The sequence below is a fragment of the Achromobacter sp. FW305-C-30-7 genome, assembly GCF_058783105.1.
Map to the genome: position 1 here is coordinate 678,183 of NZ_JBYSYI010000001.1, position 11,609 is coordinate 689,791.

General features: G+C 63.6%; 11 protein-coding genes. 8 read left to right on the forward strand and 3 right to left on the reverse strand.

Annotated features, from left to right (window positions below):
• The first annotated feature begins 169 nt into the window (after positions 1-169).
• Complete coding sequence (locus AC3WOB_RS03240; protein WP_492274152.1) at positions 170-1,426, forward strand: D-amino acid dehydrogenase; 1,257 nt, start codon at positions 170-172, stop codon at positions 1,424-1,426.
• Between the two features lie 69 nt (positions 1,427-1,495).
• Here the strand turns inward: AC3WOB_RS03240 and AC3WOB_RS03245 are convergent, their stop codons facing one another.
• The 3 genes from AC3WOB_RS03245 to AC3WOB_RS03255 all read right to left on the reverse strand — a co-directional run bounded on the left by AC3WOB_RS03245 (position 1,496) and on the right by AC3WOB_RS03255 (position 4,315).
• Positions 1,496-2,458, reverse strand: coding sequence for a bifunctional GNAT family N-acetyltransferase/nucleoside diphosphate kinase regulator (locus AC3WOB_RS03245; RefSeq protein ID WP_492274153.1), 963 nt, complete (start codon positions 2,456-2,458; stop codon positions 1,496-1,498).
• 92 nt (positions 2,459-2,550) lie between these two features.
• Positions 2,551-3,048 (reverse strand): hypothetical protein, encoded by a 498-nt coding sequence (locus AC3WOB_RS03250; protein WP_492274154.1) that lies wholly within the window; start codon positions 3,046-3,048, stop codon positions 2,551-2,553.
• Between the two features lie 202 nt (positions 3,049-3,250).
• On the reverse strand, positions 3,251-4,315 hold the full coding sequence (locus AC3WOB_RS03255) for a GlxA family transcriptional regulator (RefSeq protein WP_492274155.1): 1,065 nt from the start codon (positions 4,313-4,315) through the stop codon (positions 3,251-3,253).
• Positions 4,316-4,406: 91 nt separating this feature from the next.
• Here AC3WOB_RS03255 and AC3WOB_RS03260 point away from each other — a divergent pair, with 91 nt between their 5' ends.
• The 7 genes from AC3WOB_RS03260 to AC3WOB_RS03290 all read left to right on the forward strand — a co-directional run bounded on the left by AC3WOB_RS03260 (position 4,407) and on the right by AC3WOB_RS03290 (position 11,584).
• Entirely contained in the window at positions 4,407-5,192 is a 786-nt protein-coding gene (locus AC3WOB_RS03260) for an alpha/beta fold hydrolase (protein WP_492274156.1), read from the forward strand.
• Between the two features lie 27 nt (positions 5,193-5,219).
• A complete protein-coding gene (locus AC3WOB_RS03265) occupies positions 5,220-6,203 on the forward strand; it encodes a Bug family tripartite tricarboxylate transporter substrate binding protein (protein WP_492274157.1) in 984 nt (327 codons plus the stop codon).
• Between the two features lie 167 nt (positions 6,204-6,370).
• The gene (locus tag AC3WOB_RS03270) at positions 6,371-7,351 is read left to right on the forward strand and encodes a Bug family tripartite tricarboxylate transporter substrate binding protein (RefSeq protein ID WP_492274158.1); all 981 of its coding nucleotides are present in this window, start codon (positions 6,371-6,373) and stop codon (positions 7,349-7,351) included.
• The gene (locus AC3WOB_RS03275) at positions 7,348-8,595 is read left to right on the forward strand and encodes a CaiB/BaiF CoA transferase family protein (protein WP_492274159.1); all 1,248 of its coding nucleotides are present in this window, start codon (positions 7,348-7,350) and stop codon (positions 8,593-8,595) included. Before AC3WOB_RS03270 ends, AC3WOB_RS03275 begins: the two co-directional genes overlap by 4 nt.
• Positions 8,592-9,755, forward strand: coding sequence for an acyl-CoA dehydrogenase family protein (locus AC3WOB_RS03280; RefSeq protein WP_492274160.1), 1,164 nt, complete (start codon positions 8,592-8,594; stop codon positions 9,753-9,755). Before AC3WOB_RS03275 ends, AC3WOB_RS03280 begins: the two co-directional genes overlap by 4 nt.
• An 11-nt stretch (positions 9,756-9,766) precedes the next feature.
• Entirely contained in the window at positions 9,767-10,774 is a 1,008-nt protein-coding gene (locus tag AC3WOB_RS03285; RefSeq protein WP_492274161.1) for an acyl-CoA dehydrogenase family protein, read from the forward strand.
• Between the two features lie 24 nt (positions 10,775-10,798).
• Positions 10,799-11,584, forward strand: coding sequence for a crotonase/enoyl-CoA hydratase family protein (locus AC3WOB_RS03290; protein WP_492274162.1), 786 nt, complete (start codon positions 10,799-10,801; stop codon positions 11,582-11,584).
• The last annotated feature ends 25 nt before the right edge of the window (positions 11,585-11,609 follow it).

Genomic DNA, 11,609 nt, shown 5'->3' on the forward strand with positions numbered 1-11,609 from the left:
ACAACACCGCCGGTGAATTTTCTTTCCATTCGCGCGGATTGGCGTCAGAACAATGAAATAAATTTCACTTCGGCACCCTTTATTCTTGAATCCGGTCAGGCGCGACGCCGCCGGTTTTCGCCTTCCGACTACGCCCCAGATATCACGATAGACCCAGACAACCACGCCCATGAAAGTTCTCATCCTCGGATCCGGCGTAGTCGGTGCCGCAACGGCCTACTATCTCTGCCGCGAAGGCCACGAAGTCGAAGTCATAGAGCGCCACTCGGCGGCAGGAATGGAAACAAGCTTCGGCAATGCGGGTGGTTTGTGTCCGAGCTTTGCAGCGCCATGGGCCGCGCCGGGAATGCCGATCAAGGTATTGAAGATGGCGTTGAAGGCCGATGCTCCGGTGCGCTTTTCGCTTTGGCCGGAATTTGAAAGGCTACGTTGGACCAGGCGATGGCTGATGGAATGCAATGCGCCGCGATTTCGCGTCAACAAACTGCGCATGCAGCGCGTGGCCCACTATAGCCTCGCTTGTCTGAAACAGCTTATGGCCGAAACGCAGATAGCGTTCGATTTTCATGCGGGCGGCGTGTTGCAGCTATTCCAGACCGAAGCGGAGTGCCAGTACGGCAATATTGCCGCCAGCGCATTGAAGGAATTCGGCATTCCCCACGGCGTGTTGAACGGACGCGATGCGCTGGCGATCGAGCCAGCCTTGCGAGACGCCACCGCCAAGATCGCGGGCGGCCTTCATTTGCCGTCCGATGCCTCCGGCGATAGCCACATTTTCTGCCAGGCATTGACCGCCTGGCTTCAGCGTGCAGGCGTGAAGTTCCGCTTCGACACCGATGTGCGGCGATTGCTGCATGAGGGCGGTCGGGTGGTGGGCGCCGAGTCCTCAGGCGGCGTACTGAAGGCCGATGCCACGGTTGTCGCCTTGGGCAACCAGGCTCCGGCATTGCTTGCGCCGCTGGGGATCAAGCTTCCCATCTATCCGCTCAAGGGCTATTCCATTACCGCGCGGGTGACCCATGCTGATCAAGCGCCCAATATGTCGGTCATGGATGAACACAATAAGGTAATGATTTCCCGACTGGGCAACAGAATCCGCGCGGCGGGCATGGCCGAACTGGTTGGCCACGACTTGTCATTGAAGGCAGGCCGCAAGGATGTGCTGGTCCGAGCGGTGCGTAGCCTGTTCCCAAATGGAATCGACTACGCGAACGCCACGTTTTGGGCGGGCCTGCGCCCCATGACACCGGATGGTCCCCCCATACTCGGAATCTCTGGTTGGGACGGGCTGTTTCTCAATAGCGGCCATGGCTCGAACGGCTGGACCCAGGCTTGCGGAACCTCCCGAGTCGTCGCGGATCTGGTGTGCGGTCGCAAGCCTGAAATCGACCTCGAGGGACTCACGATTGAGCGCTTTCGTCGGTAGCATGCCGATTCAACGCTGGCACTTTCCGGTTCAATCGAGGACCTGCGCGGCTGAGCGGCGAATACCGGTCTACAGGTGGAAATCGCCCGCGGCTTCCGGCTGGTAAAGCACTTTCCTGATCCCGATCCGGCGAGTCCGGTCCGAAATCCTCCAGTCGATGGCATCCCCCTCCTGATAGCCCAGGATGGCGGCGCCGACGTCGGAACACACGGAAAACTTTCCGGCGCTGCTGTCTGCGTCTTCAGGGTAGACCAGGGCCACTTCCATTTCTTCACCGTCCAGCTGCAGCAAGGCCCTGGAGTTCATCGTGACCACGTTCCGCGCCACCTGCTGCGGCGTGACGACGATGGCTCGCTCAAGCTCGTGCTCGAGTTCGACAATAGTCGGCCCCTGTTCGAGTTCTATCAGACTCTTGAGCCGGGCCTTGTCGATTTCCGTGATGTAGATATCAGTGGAGTCGCCAACGGCGCCTTCGCGCAAGAGCCGGAGATAGCGCCCCGCAGTCATGGAAAATGACTTCAGCGTCGGCGTTTCGCTTTCAAGCAGAAAGCCGGTGCGCAGAAAGGTCTTCAGCGAGCGCGCGTTGTCCGGGTGGATCTTGGCGATGAGCTTCTGGGCCCGCATATCGAGGAAGGCCAGTTTCATGCCTTCGCGGATCGTGCTGGCGCCGAGGTTCCGACCCCAGTTGTCGCAGTCTCCGATGACTAGGACGATCTCGCAGTCCGTGCCGGTCTTGACGAGGCGGACAAAGCCCACCGGGACGTCGTGCCGGTCATAGGCCATGAAGAACCGGCCACCCTGGTTGAACAGATGGGTCAGGATCGGCAGCTGAGTCCGATCGATGGCTTGCTCGATGAAGCGGGAAACATGGCGCGAATCGCTCAGGTAGCAGGTCACGCGCTCATCTTCCAACCAATCCATCAGCGTCAGCGCGTGTGTCCGGGTAATTTCCGGGCACAACGAAATGAAAGGCTTGTTCATCTTCACCACACTAATTTGTAAAGGATGAAAGCCCTTCATGGCGATGGCCATGACGGTTCTTTCGGCAAACCGCGCATTTTAGGACGGAATGCGGATGGATGCAGGACAGGCCGGAATGGCTGTCGCTGGTAAAGCCGGGGGCTTCAGATGGAATAAACCCTGCGCCGGCGCATGATCCATTGCCAGGAATCCACGAACAGCTTTCCCGACGCGGAAAAAGCGATCAGCACGGCCACGCCGGCAAGCGTGGGCCATTCCTGCGCCCAGGAATGCTCGAACACCAGGACGACGAGCAGGTGCCCCAGCGCGGCCATCAATGGCGCGCCTACTATCCATCCCGCGAGAAACCAACGGTCGTAACGGGTAAAGACCTTCGCGAAACTGAGGTGATAGGCCACACGTGCGACGTAATAGGACAACACCAGAGTCAGGAAAATGAGCGCGATGCCGGCTAGCGTAAAGTCTTCGGATACGCTGACCTTGTGCCAGCCTTGAAGTATCGGGTCGCCGATCAGGATCCATTGGCTGACGGGCGGATCGAAGTGCGCGATCGGAACGATCCCGACACTGCGTGCAAGCCACGCCAATCCGTGGAAGCAATACCAGGAAAAGGTGATCGAAGCCGCCCCGCCGAGGAGCATACGCAGCCTATGGCTAGCCACCGCTGAAACTCCCATAGTGTTCAAGGTTCCCTGAGTATTCCACGTGCAGTCCCGGCCTTCTCAGTAGTCGGTTTTCGTCGTGGCACGCGCTACGTATTCTTGCATGCCACATTGCCGTCCAGGACTCGACATGCGACTTCCGGAACTTGCCGAGGCCAAAAGTTCCGCTCTCGCGGGACCCTTAATCCTCGCTCCCATACCGCTCCATCTTCCACCGCGCCCGCGGCCCCCGCTGCGTGTACTCGCGCCGGTAATCCGCCGGCGTCAGGCCGAACTTGCGCTTGAAGGCGCGGCGGAAGGCCGCGACATCCAGATAGCCGCAGTCATTGGCAATGTCCTCCACCGAGCGCAGCGTCACTTCCAGCCACATCTGGCTTTTCCGCATCCGTATGTCAGTGAGGAACTCATGAGGCGTGATCGTCAGATGCATCCGGAACAGGCGCGCCAGGGTTCTTTCGCTGACGGCCGCATGCTGCGCGGCGTCGCCGATCGTCACCGCTTCCTGTGCATGCGCCAGCAGCCATTGCGCCGCACGATATAGCGGGCTGTCGCGCGTGAGGCCGCTGACTTTCTCGATCGGCAGCGTCGAGGCGATGAACTGCCGCGCGGGATCGAAGACAAGCTTATCGCGCGACGCGCCGGCCAGTCCGGCGATCCCAGTGCGTTCCATCAGCTCAAGCACGCAGTCATAGGCCAATGAAGGCGTCCCGGCCAGCAGGATGCGCTCGTTGGCCCAGACAATCGGATCGTTGGCGATGGCCAGGTCCGGATGGGCGCGCGCGAAGCCCGACTGGTACGCCCACTGCACCGGCGCCTGCATCTTGTCCAGGACGCCTGCCGCCGCAACCAGCCAGACGCCGGTGCCGATCGCGCAAACGTAGCGCCCGTCCGCCACCGCGCCGCGGATTTCGCGCAGCACCGCTTCGTTGCTTGCCACGCTGGCGCGCAACTGAGGCACTGAAACCGTTTCCAGCGGCGGCACCAAGATGGCGCGCTCCATTGCCCGATCCGGCGCGCCCGGCGGCATGAAGCACAGGTGTTCGGCCTCCGGTTCCTGCGCCGCCATCAAAGGGTCGTAAACGCAGGACCAGGTCACGACATGCCCGGAGGACTGCCCGCTACGGCTGCGGGCGATGCCGTTCGCGGTGCGGAAAGTATCTATCGCGGCATGGACGGGGCCGTTCAACCTGCCGGCAGGCTGCAGCAGGTCTACATGCAGAGGGTAGTTGTCTGGAGCGGCACCCATGATGTCTGTTTGGAGCGCGGTCTTTCCGCAGAGGATCGAACAAAATCAACACGCAAATATTAGATCAACCGACCCCTCCGAGGAGCCTTTCGTGCCTTACGCCATCGCACCCGACGACACCCGCATCTACTACGAAACCTATGGCGACGGCGCGCCCGTCCTATTCATCCATGGAGGCGGCGGCAACACCATATGCTGGTATCAGCAGGTGCCGTTCTTCGCCAGGAACTACAAGGTCATCGTGATGGACCTGAGGGGGTTCAAGAATTCTCCCTGCGCCCCGGAGCGCAACCATCCGCGCCATTACCCCGTCGACGTGCTGGCCATACTGGATCAGGAAGGCATAGGCAAGGTAAACCTCGTGTGCCAGTCGCTGGGTGCATGGGCCGGGCTGCCGCTGGCCGTGAAGCACCCCGGGCGCGTCCAGACGCTCTTCATCAGCGGTTCGCCGACGCCGGCCTATTCACCCGAGACCTGGGAAATCCTGCGCAAGGCCGGCAAGACCTTCGATGACGGCCGCCACGACCTGCGCAGCAAGAGCATCGGCTGGAACCGCAAGAACGTCGAAGCCCGGCCCGAGATGCTGCATCTGTACGGTTGCATCAAGGCACTCAATCCCAAGGGCTTCCTGGCGCTGACCATGCAGGCCGACGACGTCAAGATCCATCCTGTCGAGTTCGAGGGCTACCGCGTGCCGACCTTGATGACGGGGGGAAGCCACGACGATTTTCTCACGCCGGAAAGCCACCATCTGGTCGCGAGACTGCTGCCAAGCAGCCAGAAATACACCTTTGAAGACTCGGGCCACTCTCCGTACTTCGAAACGCCGGACGAATTCAATCGCGTGGTGCTTGAGTTCCTGGACGCGCACAACTAGCTCCCGATGCTGCAAGGAGGAGACAAAATGACTGCCATTAAAAGAACATTGGGATTCGGGCTGGCATGCGCCATGGCGCTGGCTAGCGTCGGCGCCATGGCGCAAGCCGGCTACCCGAACCGGCCTATCCGCTGGATCGTTCCCTCTCCCGCGGGCGCGCCTATCGACGCCATCGGACGCAAGCTGGGCGAACTGATGTCGGCGCAACTCGGCGCGCCCATCGTGATCGAAAACAAGCCCGGCGCCGGCAGCACCATCGGTGCGACTGAAGTCGCGCGCGCCAAGCCGGACGGCTATACCTTGATGCTGAGCGTGGGCGACGCGCTCATCTCTTCGGTCGTCACCATGAAGGTGCCTTACGACCCGCAGCGAGACTTCACCTTGATCAGCAAGATTGCCGCCTCCGGTCCGGTGCTCATCGCCAACAAGACGATGCAAGCCAGCGATCTGACTGGGGCGGTCGAGGAAGCGCGGGCAGCACAGATTCCCCTGGCCTATGGGTCATACGGCCCAGGCTCATACCCGCAACTGATCATGGAGAGCCTGGCCAGGCAGTCTTCGGCAACGTTCATCGAAGTCCCATACAAGGGTTCGCCGCCGGCAATGACCGATCTGCTGGGCGGGCAGTTGGCGTTTACCTTCACTTCCACCAGCATTGCCGCGCCCATGATCGCGGACGGCAAGGTCAAGGCCATCGCTGTCATCGGCGACAGGCGCTCGGCGCTGCTGCCGGAGGTCCAGACCTTCGCCGAAGCGGGATACGACGCCTTCATATTCAAGAACAAGGCCTGGGTCGGCTTGAGCGGCCCGGCAGGCATGCCCGCGGATGTGGTGCAAAAGCTCGCGACGGCCGCGCAGCAGGTGGTGCGCGATCCGGAGTTCGGCAAGTATCTGGCAAACATCGGTTTTGATGCCGTAGGCAATTCGCCGGAGGAATTCCTGCGGGAGTACCGGGAGGAATATGCGGTGGTGCCAAGGCTGATCAAGGAGCTTGGCGTGACGGCGCATTGATCATCGGACGCCCTCCGGATATCTGGGTCTGCTGATATAGATTCAATATCGAATATCAAATTCTTAATATTAGACAGACCCATCAAGCACGCCTAAAGTCATCCACTGGACCACCAGGCCAGGACCGCCGCCTAGAGCGGCCGGCCTTCCACCCAAAGGAGACTTCCATGCTGCACCGCAGACAAATGCTGACGGCCGTGTTGGCTGCCGCGTTGCTTGGCGCCGCCGGCCATCAGGCCGTGGCGCAGGCCGAAACCTTCCCCTCCCGTCCGATCAAGTTCGTCGTGCCGTTCGGCCCGGGCAGCGGCACCGATACCTCGGCCCGCTACTTCGCTCGTCAGCTGCAGGAACTGACCGGGCAGCCTGTGGTAGTGGAGAACAAACCGGGCGCCAATGGCTTCATCGCGGTGAAGAACGCGCTGTCCGCGCCGGCGGACGGCTATACGGTTTTCATCGGCAGCAATTCGACGCTGGCGGTCAATGCGGCGCTGTTCAAGACGCTGCCCTATGACCCCGTCAAGGATTTCGCGCCGCTGACCATGATGATGCGCTCGCCCGCCATGCTGGCCGTCAGCCCCCAGGCGTCGTACAGCACCTTGAAGGACCTGATCGCCTATGCCCAGGCCAATCCGGGCAAGGTGAATTTCGGCGCCGGTTCGGCGGGCTATCAACTGATGGGTGAATTGCTGAATGACAGCGCCAGCCTGAAGACGGTCCATGTGCCGTTCAAGGGCGCAGGCGACGCCATCATGGCGGTGGCCGCGGGCACGGTGGACTACACCTTCGCCGAAGTCACCGCGGTGCAGGAGCTGGCCAAGGACGGCCGCGTGAAGGTGGTAGCGGTGGCGTCGGATCAGCGTGTCGGGACTTCGCCCGACGTGCCGACGGCGGCAGAGGCCGGCTTGCCGGGATTCGAGGCCTATACCTGGGTCGGCGCGATGGTCAGCGCCAAGACGCCGGCCGAGCAGACCGAGCGCCTGGCCGAGCTGTTCACCCGCATCTCCAAGATGCCCGAAACCCGCGCCTTCTATGAACGCCTGGGCGCCACGCCGATGACGGGCGGCCCCTCGCAGATGCGCGAATTCCAGCAGAAGGAGATCGCGCTCTGGCAGCGCATCGTCAAGAAGGCGAACGTTCCCCAACAATGAAGGAAGAGGCGGCCATGACGGCACCAGCCCTGCAGAATGTGAAGGTACTCGATCTGTCGCGCGTGCTGGCCGGCCCCTGGGCCGCCCAGACGCTGGGCGACCTGGGCGCCGAAGTGATCAAGGTGGAGCGGCCGGGGACGGGCGACGACACCCGCGCCTGGGGGCCGCCCTACGTGACCGATCCGGCCGGACAGTCCACCGGCGAGTCCGCCTATTACATGTGCGCCAATCGCAACAAGCAGTCGGTCAGCATCGATTTCACCAAGCCGGAGGGGCAGGAGCTGGTGCGGCGGCTGGCGCAGCAATGCGACGTGCTGATCGAGAACTTCAAGACCGGCGGACTTGCGCAGTACGGGCTGGACTACGCCGCGCTGAGCCAGCTGAATCCCAGGCTGGTGTATTGCTCGGTCACGGGCTTTGGCCAGGATGGTCCGTATGCGCAGCGCGCGGGCTACGACTTCCTGATTCAAGGCATGGGTGGCCTGATGAGCATTACGGGCCACCCCGACGGCATGCCCGGCGGCGGGCCCATGAAAGTGGGCGTGGCGCTGACCGATATTCTGACGGGGCTGTACGCCAGCACCGCCATCCTGGCAGCGCTGCAGGCGCGTGAGCACACCGGGCGCGGCCAGCATATCGATCTGGCCCTGCTGGACGTGGGCGTTGCCTGCCTGGGCAACCAGGCCATGAACTACCTGTACGGCCAGCAGGCGCCGCGTCGCATGGGCAATGCGCATCCCAATACCCTGCCTTATCAGGATTTTCCGACGGCGGACGGGCACATGATCCTGGCCGTGGGCAACGATGGACAATTCGCGCGGCTGTGCGTCGCCATCGAACGGCCGCAGTGGGCCGAGGACGAGCGCTTTGCGCGCAATGCGGCGCGGATCGCGCATCGCGATGCGTTGATCGAAGGCTTGCGCGCCATCACCGTCACCCGCAGCACGCGCGAGTGGATCGATCTGCTGGAACAGCATGGCGTGCCTTGCGGCCCCATCAATACCGTTGCGGACGTGTTTGAGGATCCCCAGGTCCAGGCGCGTGGCCTGAAGATGAGCATGCAGCACCCGCAGGCCGGTGAAGTGCCGCTGGTTGCGAGCCCCATCCGCCTGTCGGATACGCCGGTGAGCTACCGCCACGCGCCGCCGCAGTTGGGCCAGCATACCGATGCCGTCCTGGCCCGTATTCTGGGCCTGAGCGCGGACACCCTGCATACGCATCGAACCAATGGAGTCCTGGGATGAGCAGCCTGAATTCACTTGCCTTGCCGCTGACGCGCATTCCGCCCGAAGACGAGGCCTTGCGCCCCGCCGTCCGCGCTTTCCTCCAGGAGGCCGTGCGCGACATGCCGGCGCATATCCGGGCGCGTTCCTGGGGCGGCTACGACACCGCCTTCAGCCGCAGTGTCGGCGAGCGCGGCTGGATCGGCCTGACCCTGCCGCGCGAGTATGGCGGCGGCGGACGCAGCGCCTTCGCGCGTTATGTGCTGGTGGAAGAGTTCCTCAACGCTGGCGCGCCGGTCGGGTCGCACTGGATCGCGGACCGGCAGAGCGCACCGCTCATTCTCAAGTACGGCACGGAAGCGCAGAAGCGCTTCCATGTTCCTCGCATCTGCCGCGGCGAGTCTTTCTTCTGCATAGGCATGAGCGAACCGAACTCCGGGTCGGACCTGGCCAGCGTGCGCACGCGCGCCATGCCGAACGACCGCGGCTGGCTGCTCAATGGGCAGAAGATCTGGACTACCAACGCCCATCACTGCCAGTACATGATCGCCCTGGTGCGCACCTCGGGCGGGCCGGAGGACCGGCACAAGGGCCTGTCCCAGGTCATCGTCGACCTGTCCCTGCCCGGCGTGACGGTTCGGCCTATCGAGGACCTGTCGGGCGACAGCCACTTTTGCGAAGTGTTCTTCGATAACGTACAGCTAGGCGCTGATGCGCTGGTGGGCGCCGAAGGGCAGGGCTGGGAGCAGGTGACGGCGGAACTGGCGTTCGAGCGCAGCGGTCCGGAACGGCTGTACTCCAGCATCGTGCTGTTCGATCAATGGCTGGATTATGCGCGCCTGCCGGCCAATCGCACGCCCTCGGCCCAGCGGCTGGCCGGCAAGGTGTTGGGCCAACTGACGCCGCTGCGGGCCATGTCGGTATCGGTGCAGGAGAAACTGACGCGCGGCGCCAGCCCCATCGTGGAGGCGGCGCTGGTCAAGGAACTGGGCACCACGCTGGAGCAGATGATCCCGGCCTGGATCGCGGAAGATCTGTACTCGCGCGAGGTGGAGGACATACCGGTGGAATTGCTGATGACGCTGAAGTACGTGACGGAGGCCTCACCCTCGTTCTCCTTGCGGGGCGGCACCCGCGAGATCTTGCGCGGCATGATCGCGCGCGGCCTGGGCCTGCGTTGAAGGAGCATGACATGAGCGATAACGATCTGTACGCCGATGCTGCGCGCCAGGTGTTGGCGGACCATTGCACGCCGCAGGCGGTGCGCGATATCGAGGAGGGCGGCGATTCGGCTCGCGGGCTCTGGCAGCAGTTGGAGGCCGCCGGCCTGGCCGATGCGCTGCTCGGCGAAGACGACGGTGGCTCCGGGTTGAACCTGGACCAGGTGTTCGGTGTGCTGGAGCAGTGCGGGGCGCACGCGCTGCCCTTGTTGCTGGGCGAAACCATGATCGCACGAGCGCTGCTGCCTGCCACGCAGCGGCCGGCAGGCAGCATCGCCTTGGCGCGCGGCCAGCAACAGGCCGACGGCGCTTGGCTGTGCGCGCTGGTGCGTGGCGGCCGGGTGGCCGACAGCGTGCTGGTGCAGGCTGACGGCGTCTGGCGCCTGCTGGACGCCGGGCAGGCGCGACAGGATCCGCACGTGCTTGCGCTGGACGCGGCCATGCGCTGGGAACCGGCGCAGGTCGAGGCAGCGCCGCTCGTAGCGATCGACGCTGCCATCGACATCCGGACCTTGCAGGCCTGCGTGGTCGCGCCGCAGATGGCCGGCGCGCTGGGCAGCGTGCTGGAACGGACCTTGCAGTACGCCAATGAGCGCCAGCAGTTCGGCCGACCCATCGGCAAGTTCCAGGCGATCCAGCATCAGCTGGCCGTCATGAGCGAGCATGTCTGCGCTGCGCGCATGGCGGCGCAGCTGGGTTGCCATGCCGAGGGCGTGGCGCCTGACCGGCTGCGGGTAGCGGTCGCCAAGGCGCGTTGCAGCGAGGCGGCGCTGGTGGTGGCCGAGTTGGCGCATGCGGTGCACGGCGCCATCGGCTTTACGGAAGAATACGATTTGCAGCTCTACACGCGCCGCCTGCATGCCTGGCGCCAGACCGCAGGCAGCGAAGCGTACTGGCAGGACGTGGCCGGAGAGGCGCTGTTCGCGCACGCAGGGCCGACTCTGGACCTGGTGCGCGCGATTACCGATGTTCCGGCATAAGCCCGGGTTACAGGAGATTCTGGCATGGCCTTTTTGCAGATAGAACGCGACGGCGGCATCGTCGTCGCCACCATGAACCAGCCGGAAACACGCAATGCGCTGACCGGCAACACCGCCATTGAAGAGATCGTGCAGCTGTGCGCCGACATACGGCAGGACGCAGACGTGAAGGTACTGATCCTGACGGCCGCGGGACCTATCTTCAGCTCGGGCGGCAACGTCAAGGACATGCGCCGCTTCTTCGACGACGCGCTGACGCCAGAGCGGATCTGTGAAGAATATCGCCAGGGCATCCAGCGCATTCCGCTCGCATTGCATGGCCTGGACGTGCCCGTCATCTGCGCCGTCAACGGCCCGGCCATCGGCGCCGGCCTGGATATCGCCTGCATGTGCGACATCCGCATCGCCGCCGATACGGCCACCTTCGCCGAGAGCTTCGTGCGCGTCGGCATCGTGCCGGGTGATGGCGGCGCGTGGTTGCTGCCGCGCGCGGTGGGCATGGCCCGGGCTAGCGAAATGGCTTACACCGGCGAGGCCATCAGCGCGCAGGATGCGCTGGCCTTCGGTCTGGTCAGCCGGGTGGTGCCCGCGGCGGAACTGCTGCCGACCGCCAAGACGCTTGCCGCGAAGATAGCCGCCAATCCGGGCGGCGTCATGCGCATGACCAAGCGTTTGCTGCGCGAAGGCCAGCAAAGTAGCTTGGCATCCTTGCTGGAACTGTCCGCCAGCTATCAGGCCCTAGCCCATAAGACCGCCGAACACCGCGAGGCGGTCACCGCCTTCATTGAGAAGCGCGCGCCGCGGTTTTGAGTGGCGGCACGGTCGTTGGCGTGAC